Genomic DNA, 20,927 nt, shown 5'->3' with positions numbered 1-20,927 from the left:
TCTATAGATACTAAGCACTTTAGATTATTTTGTGTATAGATTCGTTAGTCAATTCTAACTTTCTTAAATCTATGTAATAAACCCATATTAGATGCATGGATTTATTGACCTTCCTGTAAGGGGAAGCTTTATCATCCCAATCATTAAACCACGTTTTGCTTGGCAAGGGCAATTTCAGACTTGTCATACCGTGCTCACTGATTGTTGATTTTGATAAATAAAAGGAAGGTTATCTATGTTACGTCGTGATTTTCTGAAGCTGAGTGCTATCGCTTATGCCGCGAGCGCACTACCAGTTTGGAGCCGCATGGCTGTTGCTGCCGGGAATTATCCCACATTGGCTATTCCACCACTTGTAGAACCGGATGCACAAGGGAATATTCAAATCGCCATCAAGCAAGGTATTTCACAGTTTGTACCGGGCAAGAAAACTACGACGTGGGGATATAACGGCGATTTATTGGGCCCTGCACTTAGCCTGAAAAATGGGCAGTCAGTGAACATTAATATCACCAACCAATTACCCGAAGAGACAACCGTACACTGGCATGGACTGGAAATTTCCGGCGAGCAAGATGGTGGGCCTCAAGCGATTATCGCTCCCGGGGCTAGCCGTAAAGTCAATTTTACCCTCAACCAACCTGAAGCCACTTGCTGGTTCCACCCTCATACTCACGGAAAAACGGGTTACCAAGTGGCGATGGGGTTAGCGGGATTAGTACTGGTTAAAGATGAAGATAGCCAAAAATATGGCTTACCGAGTGAGTGGGGCGTCGATGATATTCCCGTTATTCTGCAAGATAAGCGCTTAAAAGATGATGGGCAAATTGATTATCAACTGGATGTGATGAGCGCAGCTGTGGGTTGGTTTGGGGATATGATGCTGACCAACGGAGCGGTTTATCCTAAACATGTTGCGCCGAAAGGCTGGATCCGCCTGCGTTTATTAAACGGTTGTAACGCACGTAGTTTGAACGTATCGACCAGTGATGGACGAAAAATGTATGTGGTGGGCAGTGATGGTGGATTGCTGGCTGAGCCTATTGCATTAACTGAATTACCGATTTTAATGGGCGAGCGTTTTGAAGTATTGATTGATGCCTCAGATGGTCGCTCCTTCGACCTTGTCACTCTACCTGTTGGCCAAATGGGGATGACCATCGCGCCATTCGATCAACCACTGCCTGTTTTACGTATTGAAACGACCTTGAGTGCGAGCGCTGGAAAATTACCTGAGCAATTAGCCACAATTGCAGCCATTCCTTCACTGACGGGGCTAAATCGCCGTAAATTCCATTTGATGATGGATATGCGTTTGGATATGCAAGGCATGATGATGCTGCGTGAAAAATATGGTCCACAGGCGATGGGTAGCATGGGCGGTCATGGCGGTATGATGAGGAATATGGATCATTCCAATATGAATGGTGGCAATATGGGGAATGGAAACATGAACCATGGAAATATGAATAACAGCAATATGGCGCATGGCAAAATGGCGGCCGGCACGCAAAACAGTGGCGGTCATTGCGGTATGGGCTCGGGTGATCTGGATATTCATAATGCGAATACCATCAATGGGCAGGTTTTCTCAATGACCCATCCTGCGTTTAATACGCCGCTAAATCAGCAAGAGGTTTGGGTGATTTCAGGGCGTGGCGATATGATGTTGCACCCATTCCATGTTCACGGAACGCGTTTTAGGATCCTCAAAGAAAATGGTCGTCCGGTTGAACCGCATCGCCAAGGCTGGAAAGACATTGTGAAAGTGGAAGGCCAAGTGAGCGAAGTATTAGTGGAATTCAAACATACTGCGACGCCGCAGCACCCTTATATGGCACACTGTCATTTACTGGAGCATGAAGATACCGGCATGATGATGGGCTTTACGGTTAGTTAAGATTGCTAATGTGGCAGCGGCTAAGTGGTCACTGCCATTTGTTTTGGTCATCGCGTCTTTGTGTGGCTTATGTTAAAATTACGCGCTTTCCTTTCCCATACATGCGTAATAGATGATGAAACATACTCTGGATGTAATGATCTCTGAAGAAGAGATTGCTCAAAGAATCAGTGAATTAGCAGACAGCATTAGTGCTCATTACCAAGACAAACAAGGTGATTTAGTGCTGGTTGGTCTGTTAAAAGGCTCTTTCATTTTTATGGCGGATTTATGCCGTAAAATCACCGTACCTCATGAAGTTGATTTCATGACCGTATCAAGCTACGGCAATGCAATGACATCAAGCCGTGATGTGAAAATCGTGAAAGACTTAGATGAAGATATTCGCGGTAAGCATGTGCTGATCGTGGAAGATATTATTGACTCAGGTAACACGTTAAATAAAGTCCGTGAAATTTTTGGCCTGCGTGAGCCTGCATCTGTGGCAATTTGCACTCTGTTGGATAAGCCTTCTCGCCGTGAAGTAGATGTACCGGTTGAGTGGATTGGTTATTCAATCGAAGATAAATTCGTTGTCGGTTATGGTATCGACTACGCGCAGCAGTATCGCCACCTGCCGTATATTGGGCATGTCACTCTGCTGGAAGAGTAAGTTTTTAAAACTGTATTCTTAGCAATAAAAAGAGCAGCCTAGGCTGCTCTTTAGGTTGATGACAAAGAGGGATAAAAGCGTGGTTTTTCCCTCTTTGTGTTATCAGGTGAAAATCAATAAATTGATTTTCCTCGTTAATTTTACAACCTTAAAGAGCCATTTCCAAACCTGATGGTTTGTCAATGGTCTGAGAGCAGCCTAAGCTGCTCTTTTGCTATCTTATTTTCGAAAAATTATTTTTTCTGTGTGAGCTTAGAGATAGCCTCACGATAACCTAACTCTAATTTTTCGCGGCTATCTGAGGTAATGTGTAAGTCGTGTAAGCGGCCATTATTGATACCGTAGACCCAGCCGTGGATCATTATTTTCTGACCACGTTTCCATGCGGATTGCATGATAGTGGAATGACCCAAGTTATACACCTGCTCAACCACGTTTAATTCGCAAAGGCGGTCTAAGCGCTCGCACGGTTTCAGTTCACCTAACATAGAACTATGGCGATACCAGATATCTCGAATGTGTAATAACCAGTTATTGATCAGGCCCAATTCGGTGTTATCCACCGCTGCTTCAATACCACCACATCCATAGTGACCACAGATAATAATGTGTTCGACTTCCAGAACATCAACCGCATACTGAATAACTGATAAACAGTTTAAGTCCGTATGGATAACTAAGTTCGCCACATTACGGTGAACGAAGAGATCCCCAGGGGCTGCGTTGATCAGCTTTTCGGCAGGCACTCGACTGTCTGAACAGCCGATCCATAGAAATCTTGGTTTTTGAGCTTTTGATAATTCTTTAAAGAATTCAGGATCTTTTTCTTTTACAGACGCTGACCATGCTTCGTTATTAGCAAACAGCTCTTCAATTTTTCTCATCATGACTTATAGCCTAGTTGTGTGACTGTGCGATAAAATCTTATACAGCATTTATTGATTAAATAATAATTAGTTATACTAATTTCATATCTATGATGAACCACTCATTTATACATGACAACCCTCATTAAGGGGGATGTTGAATAATATATTGTTAAATTATTATCACTTTTCTGCATAACATCCGACAGGAAAAAGTGGCATCATTAATCTATATTGCCTCCAAACAGCCCCAAGAATAAAGGTATTTTTAATATATGACTTACGCACTCGAACTATCGCAGCTGACCAAAACCTATGCAGGTGGCGTGAAAGCGTTGCGTGGCATTGATTTAAGCGTGGAAGATGGTGATTTCTATGCCTTACTTGGACCGAATGGTGCAGGAAAATCAACAACGATTGGCATTATTAGCTCATTGGTCAACAAAACCAGTGGCTCGGTGAAAGTGTTTGGCTATGACTTAGATAAGCAAGTTGTATTGGCTAAACAACAACTTGGATTAGTGCCTCAAGAGTTTAACTTTAACCCGTTTGAAACAGTATTACAGATTGTTTTAAACCAAGCGGGTTATTATGGTGTACCTCGAAATGTGGCAAATGAACGCGCACAGCAGTATCTCACGCAGTTAGATCTGTGGGAAAAACGTGATGAACGCGCCCGTAATTTATCTGGGGGAATGAAGCGCCGCTTGATGATTGCGAGGGCGTTGATGCATCAACCAAAATTGTTGATCCTCGATGAACCGACAGCCGGCGTCGATATTGAATTGCGTCGTTCTATGTGGACGTTCCTGAAAAAGTTGAATGCACAGGGCACCACCATTATTTTGACTACTCACTATCTGGAAGAAGCGGAAATGCTGTGCCGTAATATCGGGATCATTCAGCATGGTGAGCTGGTGGAAAATACCAGTATGAAGCAGCTTTTAAGCCAGCTAGAGTCAGAAACGTTTATTTTCGATTTGATGCCAAAAAGCCCAATTCCAAGTTTAATGGGGTATGAATCTCGCTTAGTGGATACGTCAACTCTTGAAGTGGATGTGAAACGTGAGCAAGGGCTCAATGGCGTATTCAGCCAGTTAAGTGACCAAGGAATTCAAATTTTGAGTATGCGCAATAAGGCGAACCGCCTTGAAGAGCTGTTTGTCAGCTTAGTGAAAAAAGATAATCAAGTTTCAGTGCAGGAAGGTGCGCAATGATCTCGCTATATTGGGTTGCCCTAAAAACGATTTGGATCAAAGAGGTCACTCGCTTTGGTCGTATCTGGGTGCAAACGTTGTTGCCTCCTGTGATCACCATGTCGCTCTATTTTGTGATTTTCGGAAACTTAATTGGTTCACGGATTGGTGATATGGGCGGCGTAGACTACATGCAGTTTATTGTTCCCGGTCTTATCATGATGGCGGTGATCACTAACTCATACTCCAACGTCTGTTCGTCATTTTTTGGGTCTAAATTCCAGAAAAATATTGAAGAGTTGTTAGTGGCTCCCGTACCAACCCATGTGATTATTGCGGGTTTTGTTGGCGGTGGGGTTGCCCGTGGGATTTTAGTCGGATTTTTAGTCACGGTTGTCTCATTGTTCTTTATTCCGCTGCAAGTGCATTCATGGTCAATGGTGGTGATCACTCTGTTATTAACGGCAATTGTGTTCTCCCTTGCAGGGCTACTGAATGCTATCTTTGCTAAGACGTTTGATGATATCAGTATCGTTCCTACTTTCGTATTAACGCCACTAACTTATCTGGGTGGGGTATTCTATTCGTTATCGCTATTACCCCCATTCTGGCAGGCGGTTTCTAAGCTGAACCCCATCGTTTATATGATTAGTGGCTTTAGATATGGATTTTTAGGCATTGCTGATGTGTCTATCGTCGTGACTTTGAGTGTATTAATGGTGTTTTTAATTATTTTCTATGCTTTGACATGGTATTTAATTGAACAAGGTCGCGGATTAAGAAGCTAGTAATAATGTCATAATCTATATTAATTATTATATAAAATAAGACTATTCTTGGATTTCATTTATTGAATTATTTAAGAATAGTCTTTTTTATTAACTATAAAAACAGAATGTTTATATCACGATGAAGATAGTTTCAAATTGTTACTATTAATCTTAATTTACAACTACCCATTTTAATTGTGAATTTCAATCAATAATATTATCAATTGTTATAAATGAGAATATTCTTAACTCGATTTTTTAGGTGCCTATTTCTATTGGTATTGGCATTTTTGATATGAATTCGACAAAAAATAAACAGATAAGGCGGATATAAGGGATTTTTTATATAGCCTTCGAAACCTAGGGAAGTCCGTTGTTAATGAATTGTATTTTTTCTTGAGGGATTTATTTGCGAAAGGGTAAATTTATTTTAGTAAAGATTAATTTCTGTTTCTTTGGAAATATAGCGTTACACATGAAAATATAATATAAAAATTAAACTTAACTTCATTGTTATCGTTAACACTCTATATATTTTAAATTGATCGGATTTTTATGCTAATTTTTTGTTTGTTGTTTATTTTCCTTGGGGTTATTAGTTAATTAATCTCAAATTAAAATCATTTACTCGTTTGGTGGGTTAATTTGATATGGGTTTATATAATTATTGGGAGTCAATGACACCGATAATATTTAATTACTCTACATTTATTTATCCTTATTTATTTAAGTATTATTACTATATATTTGAGAGGACACCCATGAAATTTAAAACAACATTATTATTGAGTTCTATTCTTGCCATTTCTTTTTCAAGTGCAGTAAGTGCAGCTCCGGGCTCCGGTAATGCAAGTGGAAAAATTCATTTTAAAGGCCAATTTATCGATACAACTTGTACTGTTGAGGCTAATAATGAAAATAAAAATGAAGGAACAGTACAATTAGGCACTTGGATTTCAGGAACATTCGAAAAAGCGGATGAAACAACAGAAGCAGTACCATTTACTATCGGTCTTAGCAATTGTCCTGATGTTATTAATAAAGCTCGAGTCATTTTCGAAGGAACACCACACGCAGATAAACCAGCATTATATAAAGTTGACTCTGCAACAGGTGTAGGCATTGGGATTTCAGCTAGCGCAACGAATAAAAATTACTATGTGCCTGGTACTGAGGTTGATGGAATTGATTTAACCAATAACTCAGGCGAGAAAACATATTATGCACGTTATGTAACAACGGCTGACAAAGTGACCCCAGGTGCGGCAAATGCGGATGTAACTGTTACTATTCAATATAATCAATAAGTTAATTGTAGGGAACGTTGGTTCCCTCTTTTATTTGTAAGGGAAAAATGATGAAAAAATCGCTTGTTGCTTTATCTCTGTTTTGCATATCAACGGTTAGTGCAAATGCGAGCGTTGTATTAGGTGGTACGAGAGTCATCTATGAAGGTGATAAAAAAGAAGCGTCAATTTCGGTTAGAAATGAAGAAAAAAGCCCTTATTTAGTGCAGTCGTGGGTCAATAGCTTTCATGAAAATGATCAAGCTAAACCCCCTTTTACTGTGACCCCACCACTTTTTAGAATTGAACCTGAGTCTGCGAATGTGGTGCGTATTGTATTAACCGACCCTAAGTTACCTACCGACAGAGAATCAGTTTATTGGTTGAATGTGAAGTCCATTCCACCATCAGAACAGAATGCAACAAATAGCCTAACTATTTCAATCAACAATAAAATAAAGCTTATTTATAGACCAAGTGCATTACCAACTTCGGATGCTTTAACAGCATATGAAAAACTGAGTTTCGAAAAACAAGGTAATACGCTAAAGGCTAAAAATTCAACACCTTACTATGTGTCATTTGGTGAATTAACGGTTGGTAATAAAGAAATTGAAAATCCTGGAATGGTGCCACCATTTGGGGATGCATCTTGGAATATTTCAGGATTTCAAGCGAATAAAGTGACGTGGAGTTCAGTGAACGATCACGGAACAATAACTAAATCAAAAGTTCAGACGCTTAAATAATACTTGGAAGATAGCTCGTTATGCCAATGAAACAAAAACAATTGGATTTTTATCAAGGCGATATTGGATATGCGATGTGTTCATATAATGAGTGTTCAAATTTCAAGCTTAAACAAATGATAAGAGTCATTTCTTCAGCCATTATTTTGGGTGTTTGTCCCTATAATGCTATCGCGAGTGACTATTTTAACCCAAATTCATTAAGTATTGTGGAAGGGCAAAATGTGGCTCATCTACAAGATCTTGAGCAGTTTTCAAAGCCAGGTGGGCAACTGGCTGGAAAATATCGCGTTGATATCATTATTAATGGCAATTCAGTCGAAACAAAAGAGATTACGTTTGTTGAGGATAAGGCTCATGAACAGCTAGTCCCCATTTTAACGAAAGGTGATTTGGCGGATTGGGGGGTTAAAGTCAGTGCTATTCCTGCTTTAGCTACGCTCTCCGATGATCATGAAATCGGGAATATTGACCAATATATTCAAGATGCTAAGTCTACATTAGATTTAACTCAGCAAAAACTGATGTTATCGATTCCCCAAGTTTCAATGGACAAAATAGCGGCTGATGCTATTCCTGTGAGTAAATGGGAAAATGGCGTTCCAGCATTAGTCATGAATTATTATTATAGTGGCTCAAATAATTGGGGGCGCAATAACGCTTCAAGCAGTAATTCTCACTATGCTAATTTACGAAGCGCATTAAATATGGGGCCATGGCGTCTAAAAAATTACTCAACGTATTCGGATAATGCGGGAGATAGAGATTGGCAGAGTATTGAAACTAGCTTAGAGAGAGGCATTAATAGCTTAAAATCTCAACTAATTATTGGCGATACAGTCACTCCAAACGAAATTTTTGATGGGTTTCAATTTCGTGGAATTCAATTACAAAGTGATGAAGCGATGCAACCTAATTCACTAAGAGGTTTTGCACCGATTGTTCGTGGTATTGCTCAAAGTAATGCGGAAGTGACTGTAAAACAAAATGATTACATTATCTACCAATCTTATGTTTCTCCCGGTGCATTTGAAATTGATGATTTATATTCAACGGGGTCTGGTGGTGATTTAACGGTAATAATTAAAGAAGCCGATGGCTCGGAACGTAGTTATGTCGTCCCATTTTCATCAGTCGCCATTATGCAAAGAGAAGGGCAATTAAAATACTCTTTGACTGGTGGTAAGTATAAAGCGAATGATAATGGTCTTGAACCTGAGTTTATGCAGAGTACGGTTATCTATGGATTACCGAAAGGGATTACTGGGTATGTGGGTACATTACTGTCTCAGAATTATCAATCCTATGTATTGGGAATGGGGATTAACTTGGGTGTTTGGGGGGCATTTTCAGGTGATGTTACTCAAGCAAAAACAAAAGGGTTAAGAGGCAAAGAAACTAGCAACAGCGGTGAGTCATATCGGTTTCAATATTCTAAAAATATGCTAACAACGGGAACATCTGTTACCTTGGCAAATTACCGTTATTCGACACAAGGTTATTATACATTCTCTGAAGCGAATAGTGACACCAACTCATTCTATATCAATAATAAAAAAAATCGCTTCCAAATAATGATAAGCCAGTCTTTGAACGAACTTGGCAATATATATTTATCGTCTTACCAGCAGGATTATTGGAATCGTTCAGGTAAAGAACGTTCGGTCAATGCAGGATATAACAATACCCATGGAGGAATAACGTACAGTATAAATTACAGTTATTCTGATACGCCATATCAAAGAAAAGCCGACAATATTTTTTCTTTTTCAATTTCAATCCCACTTGATAATAATTTGGGAAGCACTGCATCACTAAGTACAAATTTAACGACGGATAACCATGGAAATGTTGATGCGATGGCTGGCGTCAGTGGGACTCTTCTTGAAGATCAAAATTTAAACTACTCAGTTCAACAGTCATACGGTAATAATGACAGAAAAGCGAGTGGGAATGCCTCCGCTTCTTATCGTGGTCGCTTTGGGCTTGCGAATGCTGGATACAGCTATGATAGCAATACTCAACGAGCTAACTACGGTATGTCTGGGGCGGTAGTTGCACATCCGTATGGCGTGACGTTATCTCAACCTATTAACGATTCATTTGCCATTGTTCGAGCGCCTGGCGCGGATAATGTTCAAATAGCTAACCGTACTGGCGTTTCGACGGATTATCGCGGTTATGCCATCGTTCCTTACTTAAATCCATATGCTAAAAACGAAATCTCACTCAATGTCAGCACACTGCCTGATAATGTGGAGTTAAAAACCAATACCGTCTCAGTTGTGCCAACTAAGGGGGCGGCAATTATTGCTAACTATGAAACTCATGTTGGCTATCGTTTGCTATTTAACGTTTCATATAACGGTAAAAGTGTGCCATTTGGGGCAATGGCTCAGTTGGTGGGTGATGATACTCAAAATACAAGCCAAGCGATCGCAAATGAAAATGGTGATATTTACTTGAGTGGAATGCCTGAAAAAGGGCGTTTTCAGGTTAAGTGGGGTAAGAAAGATCAAGATCAGTGTATTGCAGAATACCAATTAACGCCTCAACAGTTAAGCCAACACTTACCTATTTTGCCTGTTACATGCAGCCATCATCTATAGAGGATTTTGATATGAAATTAAAACAAATTATTGCATTCTTTGGCATCTCATTATTCTCTTTAGATGTATTAAGTGCTGGCATTTTACGAGTTAATCTCGGTGATTTAGAAATCAATGCTGCGACTCAAAAATCACCTCAAACCGCGGTATTAGGAGATGGCTGGAAAACATTTAGTTCAGTTTCTAATAATGAATTATGCCAGGCAAATCAGGCGGGAAGTTTTACTTTTTTACCTCAAATAAATGGTAAGTCAACAGGGCTAACTTTTAAGGATGGATCTGGGGATTACACTGTTTTTCATTCAGGGCAAGAGGGGATTGGTTATGTTGCGGCTGTTCGCCAGCAAGGAACTAGCCGTTGGTATCCGTTGAAAACACATAATAATCCTATTCCAGTAGAATACGCATCCGCATTACCGTTAGAGGTGCAAATGATGTATGTCAAAACAACATCTGGCAACATTGAAGGTAAAGATAATGTTGTTACAAACTTTGAGCCTATTAATGTTCAATGCATGGGTAACCTCGATTGGATTTCTGCTGTTGGTGAAATTCAACCGACATCTACGGTGATTAAATGGGCGCAACGAACTTGTGAAATTACGGGGGTTCGTCAAAGCGTGAATTTAGGTGTGCATGATATTGCAAAAGTTCGAGCGTTAAACATTGGGGAAACTTTTGGGCATGCACAGCAATCCATTGTCATTGATTGCCCAAGCCAAATGTCTATTTTCTATAGTATTGCAGATAATATGCATGCAGATAATATTAACTCAAATATTATTTACTTAGAAAACCAAAAGGAAGATCCTGGATTTGCTGTACAGGTTTTTGAAGCCGGTAAATCAACGCCATTAAGATTAGGTGGAGATAGAACGTTATCTAGTAGCCAGTTATATTCATTGATCAATACAGGTCGCTCGAGCGAAGTGATCACAAAAACATTCGATTTTAAATACGTCAAAACCTCAAATAACGTAAAAGCAACAGAAGGGAATGCTCAAGTGACTATTACCCTCGTGTATAAATAAAAGAGGGTAATAAATAATGAAATATATCTATAGCATCCTCATCATTTACATATTTACGATGGTACCGTTTATGAGTTTGGCCGCCGATCCGGCCGCATCCGTGAAAGTCAATTTTACGGGTTCAATTAAAGGCTCTACCTGCAAAATAGTGACAGATAATTTAAATGTTAACTTAGGCGTTTGGTTAATTTATGGAATGTCTAAAAATAGCACTACGGAATGGGAAGAATTTGAATTAGAGTTTACCTGTACATCCGGTAGCCAAATTGTTGGAAAACTCCAAGGCACCCAAGCAATTGATGGGCGCTCATTTGCAATAGACCAAGGTGATGGTGCGGCGACCGGCATGGCTATTCAAATTGAAGCCTATTCAGCCGAACGTCGAGTTTGGGAATCAAAAAGAAATAACTCTGTGAGCGTGTTACTCAGTTCTAAAGCGACAAGTAGTGGGTCAAACAAGGTGAAATTTAGAGCCAATTATAAATTATTGGCGGATTCAGCGACGGCAGGTAATGCCAATGCCTCAATCACATTTGTTGTGGAAAATAATTAAGGAATAGAGATGAAAATAAAAAGAATTAAATCTGCATATCACTATTTCTTTCTTATGCTAATGTTTTTTCTTCCCGTAGAAGCATTAAGTTATGATGCTATTTTTAATGTTACAGGCCGAGTTCAAGCAGGAACATGTTCATTGAACTCATCAAGGGTGCAAAATGTCAACCTTGGTGACCATCTTATAAATTCCACTTTTGGTTTGAAAAATGGTTCGACTACTAAACCCACAGAGTGGAGTTTAGTTTTTGATTGTGCCGAAAATGCAGGGATCAGCGTTACATTGAGTGGAAGTTCCTCTTACCGAGATACGATATTGCGCTTGAGTGGACGAGATGCAGCAACAGGGCTGGGTATTCAGACAAGATATAGGACCAGTACTAACCCAGTTTCTTCGTATATCATGATGTTTGATAGCAGTATCAGTGTACGTTCAAATCAAGAGCGAGGAGGACCTTTTACCGTCTACTTTGCATCTTATTATAAACAGACTGCAGATGTGGTGACTCCAGGTCCTGCAAATGGAGACTTAAGCCTCGATATCTATTACAACTAATCAGTTTTTGATTAAAATAATGAGTAGGTAATTCGTCTAGTAATTCGATCCCCAGAAAATAGAAGTATATTCTGGGGAATGCATCAAGCCACTTGTACTGGCACAGCTTTAGCAATACGGCTCATGGTGTTATTCGCATCAAAGTAGGCGACTTTGGGCTTATGCTGGCGCGCTTCTTCTTCAGTTAAATGCCCATAAGTGCAGATAATCAGCTTATCGCCAACTGCTGCACGGCGTGCCGCAGCACCATTCACCGAAATAATTTTAGAGCCGCGTTCCCCTGCAATCGCATAGGTTGAAAAACGTTCGCCATTATCTACATTATAAATATCAATAGCTTCGTATTCTAAGATGCCGACGGCATCTAAGAAATCCTGATCGATAGCGCAAGAGCCTTCATAGTGGAGGTCTGCTTGAGTGACAGTGGTGCGGTGGAGTTTTCCTAGTAACATTTTTCTTTGCATTTATTCTTCCTCATTTAAGCCACAGCGTTGTTAGTGCGTTTTCTTACTACCTAGTTGTGACATCAATGATGTTTAAATTAGTTAAGCGATATCGAGCGGTAAATCGACTTGCAGATTGTCGATTAAACGGGTTTGGCCTAACCAAGCAGCCATTAAAATCACGGCGCGGCGGCTGGAAACCGTCAGTTCACCGAGGTTATCGGCATCGCGAATAAAGAGTTCGTCAGGGGTAAATCCTGCTTGGCGCAAAGACTCTTCCATTTCACCAATTAAACCCGTTGCTGCCGCGGGAGAATCCGCGAGCTTTTCTCCTGCTTTTTGCATAATAGCAAACAGCTGAGGGGCAATTTTTAGCTCATCGGCAGACAGATTATTATTGCGTGAACTCAGCGCTAGGCCATTTTTAGCACGAACGATAGGGACACCGACAACCTGAATATCGAAAGAAAGGTCAGTCACCAATTTTCGTACTAACTGAAGCTGCTGATAATCTTTCTCACCAAATAATGCGATATCAGGCTGTACGAGATTAAATAGCTTGGTCAGCACGGTCGCAACGCCACGGAAATGCCCAGGACGGCTAGCCCCTTCTAACATGGTGGAAATTTCAGGTACTTCAACGTAGCTCTGGTTATCCATTCCTTCAGGGTAAAACTCGGCCGCAGACGGTGCGAAAACTAAATCGACATTTTTACGTTTCAGCTTTTCGCAATCTTCCTGCAAGGTACGAGGATAATTGGCTAAATCGGATTGACGGTCAAACTGCATTGGATTGACAAAAATGCTGGCAATGACAATGTCGGCTTGCTGTTTAGCTTGGTCAATCAGTGTCAGGTGCCCATCATGTAAATTGCCCATCGTTGGGACAAACGCAATACGTTTGCCTTCTTGTTTCCAGCGACGAATTTCACGGCGCAAGATTGGCGATGTTTCAACGATCCGCATACTTCCCATCCTTATCGTTATATTTCATACAGAATTACGAAAATGAGTGAGCGTCACTCGGGTAAATTTCTTGCTCAACTTCTTGAATATATAGGCGAATAGCATCGTGAATATTGCCAGCTTCAGCCAAAAAGTTTTTCGCAAATTTTGGTGGTTTGGCGGTGATCCCTAACGCATCATGCATCACCAGAATTTGTCCGTCAGTACCATTACCAGCACCAATTCCAATGACGGGTAACAGCAATTCTTCAGTGACTTGGTTAGCAAGGGATGTAGGTACACATTCAAGAACCAGCAGTTGAATACCCGCATTCTCGAGGGCAATTGCATCTTTGATAAGCTGATTGGCGGTGACTTCATCACGACCTTGGACTTTATAGCCCCCAAGTACATTTACCGCTTGTGGGGTTAAGCCTAAGTGACCGCAGACCGGTACGGAGCGTTCACACAGCATTTTGACGGTTTCACATAGCCAGCTGCCACCTTCGATTTTCACCATATTTGCCCCAGCTTGCATCAAAATAGCGGCATTGGTACAGGCTTGCTCAGGGGTGGCATAACTCATAAAAGGCATATCAGCGATGATAAATGCGTTAGGGGCACCTTTGCGTACGCAGCGAGTGTGGTAAGCAATCTGCTCGACAGTGACAGGAAGGGTACTAGTTTCGCCTTGGATAGTCATACCTAAGGAGTCACCAACCAGCATCACTTGGATACCTTGCTCAGCAAACAGTTGAGAAAAGCTGGCATCGTAGGCTGTAATGGTAGCAAATTTGTGTTTCTCTTTTTTATATTGACACAAATCAGCGAGAGAAATGGGTTTCATTAAAATAACCTCCGGAAATGATTTCTCTTATGACCATACCTGAACGAGGTTAAACACATTAGGAATTTATTCCCAAAGCATTAGGCCATTTTGAGGGACGTGTGTAAGTCTTTCTGACAGTTTTTCACCATCTGGAAAAATCAGGGAAGGGGTAATATCACTGAGCGGGTATAGCATAAACTCACGCTCTTTTAACCCATAATGTGGAACAGTTAAGCGCTCGGTGTGGATCACTCGATTGCCAAACAGCATGATGTCGAGATCTAATGTTCTCGGCCCCCAGCGCTCATCTTTGCGAACGCGCCCTAAATCCAATTCAATTTTTTGAGTATGATTGAGTAAGTCTTCAGGTTCGAGTTCTGTTTCCAGCAAAACCGCCAGATTGAGAAAATCAGGCTGATCCTGTGGACCGAGGGGTTTAGTTCGATAAATAGAAGAAGTGCTCACAACGCGACTGTTTGGGATCGCATCTAATGCGGCAATCGCTTGTTGTGCTTGCTTCAGTGGCTCGCCTAAGTTGCTGCCAATGGCAATGTACACTTGCTCCATCTCTTTATCTCTCTATCTTTATCTCTCTAAGGTGATCGCAACGACCGCTTAAGCCGCTGCGATTGACACCATTATGATTTATTCGGTTTTCTATTACCGGATTGTGATGAACGATGCGGACGTTGGCGGCGGCGAGTTGGCGCACTACCGAGTTCCGAGATCATTTCACGCTGTTTCTGGGCATTGGCTTGTTGGAAGTCATCCCACCATAAAGCGAGTTCTTGTAGCTCATTACGGTGTTCCACATTGGCTCGAAGCTCTAATAAATCAAAGGCGGCACGGAATTTCGGGTGCTCCATCAATTTATTCGCACGACGCCCTTGGCGACGTGGTAAGCGTAATTGCAACATCCAGATATCACGCATGGTGGTGGTGATACGTTTTGGGATCGCAATAGAGCGGCACTGTTCGTCCAGTACATCGTTCATTGCAAGTGCAAAGGCATCATAATAAGCGAGACCGCCTTCTTGTGATAATTTCTCCGCATGCTCAGTGACGGGATACCATAACATGGCTGCAAATAAAAATGCAGGGTTAACGCGCTTATCATTTTTCAGTCTGAAGTCGGTGTTTTTTAACACTTGTTCAATGATTTTTTCCATCGGTGAATCACCATTCTCAGTGAAGCGGCTGGCAATCACAGGGAACAGTTGGTCAAACAGATGGTACTGCGTCAGCATTTTATACGTTGCGTAACCATGACCGGCTTGAAGTAATTTTAATGATTCTTCAAACAGTCGAGCAGAAGGGATTTCACTTAGCAATGGTGCTAAGCGATGAATCGGCTCTGCGGTATTTGGCTCGATACGCATATTCAGCTTACAGGCGAAACGAACAGCGCGGATCATCCGAACCGGATCTTCACGGTAACGCGTTTCTGGATCGCCAATTAGACGGATGACGCCATCTTTTAAGTCTTGCAATCCATTGACGTAATCACGTACAGAGAAATCATCAATATTGTAGTACAGGCTATTGACGGTAAAGTCACGGCGGATAGCATCTTCTTCAATGGAACCGAAAATATTGTCGCGAAGGAGCATGCCATTTTGCGCTTGAGATGACTGGTTTTTATCATCGACTTCTTGGTCGTGGTGACCGCGGAAGGTGGCGACTTCAATGATTTCTGGACCAAACATAATGTGCGCAAGGCGGAATCGACGACCAACCAGTCGGCAATTACGAAATAGCTTGCGAATTTGCTCTGGGGTTGCATTCGTGGTGATATCGAAATCTTTTGGTTTTTGGCCTAATAACAAATCACGTACACCACCGCCAACTAAATAGGCTTCATAGCCATTTTTATTGAGGCGGTACAATACTTTCAGTGCATTTTCACTAATATCATCACGCGAGATTATGTGCTGAGCGCGTGGAATAACGGTAATCGATTCTTGTTTCGTCACGGATGTTCGCTTCTGGGGTTGAGCATCGGAACGTTTAGAGGGACGAACCGCTTTCTTTGTTTGTCTCGTATTCTGGTCATGTCTAGTATTCTGCTCATGCCGAGTTTTCCTCTCAGATTTTTTCTCTGATGCAGAAGGAGTGACTGGCCTTTCACCGGCTGCCTGTGTGTCTCGTGCACCACGCTTTGGCATCGAGTCCTGTTCTGCGGACGATGCTGGTTCATTACGAGATAAAATATTGCGGCAGAAATTTGCTACTCGGTTAAAAATAGTACACCTCGATGTCATTACATAGATTCATTAAACAAAATAAGCGGCTAATCATAGCTCACTGAAGTTTCTTTGAGAATGGTTAAACGAATAAAAGTCATGGCTAATTATTTTTTATATCAATTAAACCAGTGAATATTATACAAATTGTAGCTTTTTTCGCGAGACGCAAACGATAACAAATGTAGAAAAAATGAGAGATATAAAGATGAGGAAAAGGGGAGTTTAAACTTTTTTGAGGGTGCGAATCCTTATAACGGCGCAGGGTTAATGCGCCGTTGAGGACTCCCAAAACAACAATTAGCCAGCCATCTGCTTTTCGCGGATCTCTGCTAATGTTTTACAGTCAATGCACAAATCTGCTGTTGGACGCGCTTCCAAACGACGGATGCCAATTTCCACACCACAAGATTCGCAGTAGCCAAAATCTTCATCTTCAACTTTCTTCAGCGTCTTTTCGATCTTCTTGATCAATTTACGTTCGCGGTCGCGGTTACGTAATTCGAGGCTGAATTCCTCTTCCTGAGCGGCTCTATCAACGGGGTCTGGAAAGTTAGCTGCCTCATCTTGCATATGAGTAACAGTCCGGTCCACTTCATCTCTGAGTTGATTGCGCCATGCTTCGAGAATGAGCTTAAAATGCGCCAATTGGGCTTCGTTCATGTACTCTTCGCCAGCCTTCTCATGATAGGGCTCAACCCCGGCAATGGCGAGAATGCTTAAGGACGATGTCTTACGTTTTTGCCCTTCTTGCATAATGCTTCTCCTACACACGCAAATTTTACAAAAACCCCAAGGGGGAAAATTTAAGGTCGCTATAAATATCAGAAGACAGCCGTCTTGGCAATCGTTCATGTGATGAGTTTTGTAATGCTGTGAGGACAAGCGTGTTTCTTCCCTTCACTAGCACTCCTAACTCGATGACCTTATTTAAATATCGACTAAACTAAAATGACTTAGTCGGGGTAAAGCAAATTGATGTCCCTATTTGCATTTTTTGTTTAGATATATCCACTTGATAACACAGAACTTCGACGCCATTGGCTATAGCTTGTTCTAATAACGCTGCATATTTAGGGTCAATATGTGCAGCCGCGGATACTACGTGGATACCGCTATGTAAAATTACAAACATAAGTATGGCGCGTTTTCCTTCTTTAGCAATCAAAGTCAGCTCTCTAAGGTGTTTTTGTCCTCGGATTGTCTGAGTGTCAGGGAAATAGCCATGGTTATTTTCTAGTAAAGTCACTGATTTTACTTCGATAAAGCAATCAGCCAAGCCCTCTTGAGTGAGTAAAAAATCAATCCGACTGTTTTCACTGCCGTACTTCACTTCTGGGGTCACTATACTGTAGTCAGATAATTCTGGAATATGCTTTTTTGCCAACGCTTCTGCCACTAATTGATTTGCTCGCAGTGTATTAATACAAATTAGATGGTCATTTTGGGTTTGCGTTAACTCCCAACTGTACGGATATTTTCGTTTCGGGTTATCCGAGGTAGAGTACCACACAGTATCTCCGGGGGTTGCACAGCCAGTCATCGCCCCTGTGTTTGCGCAGTGTATCGTCATTTCCTCTCCCTCGGGGGTGACGACATCCGCTAAAAAACGTTTATAGCGTTTAATTAATGTGGCTGATTTTAAAGGGGGGATAAATTCCATGTATTCTCCGTTTACCGCGTTGTTCGTGACATAACATAGCACCATGCTATAGATGGGCTTAGTTAATAGACAGTATTAATGAGCCATATTCGTTAATGCTACAATTTGTTAATGCTACAATGCTTCTCATAGAAAGTTAAACCTCATGGAGTTACCCCTTAGTGTTCCCTATCTTAGAAGTAAGTGATGACTTACTCGCTGCTTTAGCGAAATCCTCTCAAGTTCTGTTACATGCGCCGACGGGGGCAGGTAAATCAACGGTGCTGCCGTTAGAAATCCTCAAAAGTGGACAGATAGAAGGGCGGATTATTATGTTAGAGCCACGGCGTATAGCAGCGCGTTCAGTCGCCGCTCGCTTAGCACAGCAGTTAGGAGAATCGACAGGGGAAACTATTGGTTTACGTATGCGCTCAGAAAGCAAAGTGAGCGCAAAAACGTGTTTGGAAGTAGTGACGGAAGGGGTTCTCACTCGCCAATTACAAAATGACCCGATGCTTGAAGGTGTCGGATTGGTTATTTTGGATGAATTTCATGAGCGTAATTTGCAGGCTGATTTAGGGTTAGCGCTATTATTGGATTCTCAGCAAGCACTGCGGGATGATTTAAAAATTCTGTTAATGTCCGCTACGCTTGATGATCAAGGCCTTAGTCAGTTATTTCCTGATGCGCCAGTGATCAGTTCACAAGGGCGGGCATTCCCTGTTCAACGAGAATATAAGCCTATCAATCCAAACAAACCATTTCATCAAGAAGTCGCTAGTGCGGTTTGGCAACTGATGCAGCAACAAGCTGGCTCTTTGTTACTTTTTTTACCCGGTGTGGGCGAAATTGAGCGGACGAAAAGCGAGCTAGAAGGGTTAGTGACTGACGATGTGATGTTGTGTCCAATGTATGGCGCACTGTCAATTCAAGCCCAGCAACAAGCGATTCTGCCTGCCCCTGAAGGAAAACGTAAAGTCGTGCTGGCGACCAACATTGCGGAAACCAGTCTCACCATCGAGGGGATCCGTTTAGTGGTGGATAGCGGGTTTGAGCGAGTGGGGCAGTTTAACCCGCGAAGTGGGCTGACAAAGCTAATTAAAAAACGCATTAGTCAAGCTTCAATGACCCAACGTGCGGGGCGAGCTGGGCGTTTAGAAGCGGGTGTATGCTGGCACCTAATGAGTGCTGAACAAGCCGAACGAGCAGCACAATTTAGTGAAGCGGAAATTAATAATAGTGATTTAAGCGGATTATGGTTAGCGCTCCTTCAATGGGGCTGTCACGACATTTCTCAACTCCAATGGTTAGATGTTCCCCCTGAGGCGGCATTATCGGCAGCGAAAACCCTATTATTCAAATTGGGTGTCACAGATGCCCAAGGGAAACTCACGTCGATGGGCAGTAAAATGGCGGGTACCGGAACGTCAGTTCGTACTGCTGCCATGCTATATCACGCGCAACAAACTCAAAATAAATCCGTTATTCAACTTGCTGCATTATTAACAGCAATTATTGAAGAGCCACCTCGGGGCGGAGCAATCGACCTACATACCCATTTAGAATGTCCGACGGAGAACTGGTGCAAACGCGCCTCTATCTTGAGTGGTGGCAAGGTTACCCATTCTTTAGGAAAAACCACTGGGCTGATTAGTGAGTGGTTACCAACATTACTTGCCGCAGGGTTTCCAGACTACATAGCAAAATCCCGTGACCATCAGACTCGTTATCAATTAGCCAGCGGGTTAGGGGCAACACTGAATGACAATGACCCGTTGATGGGCAATGAATGGCTGATGGTAGCGGCATTATGGCAGTCAGAAACCTCGGCGGATGCGCGTATCTCACTGGCGTATTCTATTGAAATTGAAAAGCTTCAACAGGATTGCCCGCATCTTTTTAGCACTCAAGAGACAGTTGAATGGGATGAGCAGCGGGGGAGCTTGCTGGCATGGCGGCGCTTGCAATGTGGGCAGTTAGTCGTGAAATCTCAACGGCTGACTAATCCAGAACCGGAAGAGATTAAAAATGCACTGGTTTACTGGCTTCAGCAAAATGGTTTGCAACAGTTAAACTGGCAAGAAAATACCCTGCAGTTGCGCATTCGTTGTGAATTAGCTGCACGTTATTTTCCTGACTCGTCATTACCTGCAATGGATGATGAAATTTTACTTGAGACGCTTGATGAATGGTTAGCCCCTTATCTTAATGGCGTGACAAGCAAGAAAAAGCTGCAAGAAATTGATTTAATGAATTTATTATTAAATCGATTGGATTGGCAGCAGCGCCAATGGCTAGACAGCACTTTCCCTGTAACCTATATCGCTCCCTCTGGGAGCGAGGTAAGTATTCACTACGCGCTAGACAAGCCACCCGTAGTTGAAATTCGCCTGCAAGAAGTGTTTGGTGAAAAAGCCAACCCAACCGTAGCAAATGGCAAAGTGACATTAACATTATCACTGCTTTCGCCTGCAAGGCGTCCTATCCAGATAACTCAAGATCTCGGTGCATTTTGGCAAGGGAGCTATAAAGAGGTACAAAAAGAGATGAAAGGGCGTTATCCAAAACATCCTTGGCCAGATGACCCCGCGAATGCCGAACCAACACGACAAACAAAAAAAGCGATGATGCGTGCGAAATAACCTAATTTTGTGC

General features: G+C 41.9%; 19 protein-coding genes. 11 read left to right on the top strand and 8 right to left on the bottom strand.

The genetic code is table 11. The features are described 5' to 3' along the window. The first annotated feature begins 235 nt into the window (after nucleotides 1-235). Both cueO and hpt read left to right on the top strand, forming a co-directional pair. Nucleotides 236-1,900 (top strand): multicopper oxidase CueO, encoded by a 1,665-nt coding sequence (gene cueO, locus LDO73_RS13525; RefSeq protein ID WP_224058576.1) that lies wholly within the window; start codon nucleotides 236-238, stop codon nucleotides 1,898-1,900. 115 nt (nucleotides 1,901-2,015) lie between these two features. Beyond that, nucleotides 2,016-2,552 carry a hypoxanthine phosphoribosyltransferase gene (gene hpt / locus LDO73_RS13520; protein ID WP_108478397.1) on the top strand — a complete coding sequence of 179 codons (537 nt, stop codon included), beginning with the start codon at nucleotides 2,016-2,018 and terminating at the stop codon, nucleotides 2,550-2,552. Between the two features lie 233 nt (nucleotides 2,553-2,785). On the opposite strand, the gene can is transcribed toward hpt, so the two are convergent. Next, nucleotides 2,786-3,439, bottom strand: coding sequence for a carbonate dehydratase (gene can, locus LDO73_RS13515; RefSeq protein WP_036955599.1), 654 nt, complete (start codon nucleotides 3,437-3,439; stop codon nucleotides 2,786-2,788). Nucleotides 3,440-3,693: 254 nt separating this feature from the next. On the opposite strand from can, the gene LDO73_RS13510 reads away from it, so the two are divergent. The 8 genes from LDO73_RS13510 (at nucleotide 3,694) to LDO73_RS13475 (ending at nucleotide 12,170) form a co-directional block, all read left to right on the top strand. Beyond that, a complete protein-coding gene (locus LDO73_RS13510; protein ID WP_224058573.1) occupies nucleotides 3,694-4,635 on the top strand; it encodes an ABC transporter ATP-binding protein in 942 nt (313 codons plus the stop codon). Next, complete coding sequence (locus LDO73_RS13505) at nucleotides 4,632-5,402, top strand: ABC transporter permease (protein ID WP_224058571.1); 771 nt, start codon at nucleotides 4,632-4,634, stop codon at nucleotides 5,400-5,402. The genes LDO73_RS13510 and LDO73_RS13505 overlap by 4 nt, the downstream gene beginning before the upstream one ends. A 743-nt stretch (nucleotides 5,403-6,145) precedes the next feature. Beyond that, nucleotides 6,146-6,691 (top strand): fimbrial protein, encoded by a 546-nt coding sequence (locus LDO73_RS13500; protein ID WP_224058569.1) that lies wholly within the window; start codon nucleotides 6,146-6,148, stop codon nucleotides 6,689-6,691. Between the two features lie 47 nt (nucleotides 6,692-6,738). Beyond that, nucleotides 6,739-7,419: a fimbrial biogenesis chaperone gene (locus LDO73_RS13495; protein WP_224058568.1), complete on the top strand. Its 681-nt coding sequence runs from the start codon at nucleotides 6,739-6,741 to the stop codon at nucleotides 7,417-7,419. A 116-nt stretch (nucleotides 7,420-7,535) separates the two neighbouring features. Next, complete coding sequence (locus tag LDO73_RS13490; protein ID WP_224058566.1) at nucleotides 7,536-10,028, top strand: fimbria/pilus outer membrane usher protein; 2,493 nt, start codon at nucleotides 7,536-7,538, stop codon at nucleotides 10,026-10,028. An 11-nt stretch (nucleotides 10,029-10,039) separates the two neighbouring features. After that, on the top strand, nucleotides 10,040-11,059 hold the full coding sequence (locus tag LDO73_RS13485; RefSeq protein ID WP_224058564.1) for a fimbrial protein: 1,020 nt from the start codon (nucleotides 10,040-10,042) through the stop codon (nucleotides 11,057-11,059). Between the two features lie 16 nt (nucleotides 11,060-11,075). Beyond that, entirely contained in the window at nucleotides 11,076-11,612 is a 537-nt protein-coding gene (locus LDO73_RS13480; protein WP_224058562.1) for a fimbrial protein, read from the top strand. Nucleotides 11,613-11,621: 9 nt separating this feature from the next. Then, nucleotides 11,622-12,170, top strand: a complete 549-nt coding sequence (locus LDO73_RS13475) for a fimbrial protein (RefSeq protein ID WP_224058560.1) — start codon at nucleotides 11,622-11,624, stop codon at nucleotides 12,168-12,170. A gap of 83 nt (nucleotides 12,171-12,253) precedes the next feature. Here the strand turns inward: LDO73_RS13475 and panD are convergent, their stop codons facing one another. From panD to sfsA, 7 genes are all read right to left on the bottom strand, one after another. Next, nucleotides 12,254-12,634 carry an aspartate 1-decarboxylase gene (gene panD, locus LDO73_RS13470; protein WP_224058558.1) on the bottom strand — a complete coding sequence of 127 codons (381 nt, stop codon included), beginning with the start codon at nucleotides 12,632-12,634 and terminating at the stop codon, nucleotides 12,254-12,256. Nucleotides 12,635-12,715: 81 nt separating this feature from the next. Beyond that, nucleotides 12,716-13,579 (bottom strand): pantoate--beta-alanine ligase, encoded by an 864-nt coding sequence (gene panC, locus LDO73_RS13465; RefSeq protein WP_224058555.1) that lies wholly within the window; start codon nucleotides 13,577-13,579, stop codon nucleotides 12,716-12,718. 34 nt (nucleotides 13,580-13,613) lie between these two features. Further along, a complete protein-coding gene (panB, locus tag LDO73_RS13460; RefSeq protein WP_224058552.1) occupies nucleotides 13,614-14,405 on the bottom strand; it encodes a 3-methyl-2-oxobutanoate hydroxymethyltransferase in 792 nt (263 codons plus the stop codon). Nucleotides 14,406-14,471: 66 nt separating this feature from the next. Next, on the bottom strand, nucleotides 14,472-14,954 hold the full coding sequence (folK, locus tag LDO73_RS13455; RefSeq protein ID WP_224058549.1) for a 2-amino-4-hydroxy-6-hydroxymethyldihydropteridine diphosphokinase: 483 nt from the start codon (nucleotides 14,952-14,954) through the stop codon (nucleotides 14,472-14,474). 71 nt (nucleotides 14,955-15,025) lie between these two features. Further along, entirely contained in the window at nucleotides 15,026-16,552 is a 1,527-nt protein-coding gene (pcnB, locus tag LDO73_RS13450) for a polynucleotide adenylyltransferase PcnB (protein WP_224058546.1), read from the bottom strand. 378 nt (nucleotides 16,553-16,930) lie between these two features. Further along, on the bottom strand, nucleotides 16,931-17,386 hold the full coding sequence (gene dksA / locus LDO73_RS13445; protein ID WP_006659320.1) for an RNA polymerase-binding protein DksA: 456 nt from the start codon (nucleotides 17,384-17,386) through the stop codon (nucleotides 16,931-16,933). 190 nt (nucleotides 17,387-17,576) lie between these two features. Further along, nucleotides 17,577-18,293, bottom strand: a complete 717-nt coding sequence (gene sfsA / locus LDO73_RS13440; RefSeq protein ID WP_224058543.1) for a DNA/RNA nuclease SfsA — start codon at nucleotides 18,291-18,293, stop codon at nucleotides 17,577-17,579. Nucleotides 18,294-18,454: 161 nt separating this feature from the next. Here sfsA and hrpB point away from each other — a divergent pair, with 161 nt between their 5' ends. After that, nucleotides 18,455-20,914, top strand: a complete 2,460-nt coding sequence (gene hrpB / locus LDO73_RS13435) for an ATP-dependent helicase HrpB (protein ID WP_224058540.1) — start codon at nucleotides 18,455-18,457, stop codon at nucleotides 20,912-20,914. Nucleotides 20,915-20,927 lie beyond the last annotated feature (13 nt).

Source organism: Providencia alcalifaciens, from assembly GCF_915403165.1.
Classification (GTDB): Bacteria; Pseudomonadota; Gammaproteobacteria; order Enterobacterales; family Enterobacteriaceae; genus Providencia; species Providencia alcalifaciens_C.
The sequence above is the reverse complement of the archived record's forward strand: the minus strand, read 5'-3'. Positions and strand labels throughout refer to the sequence as shown.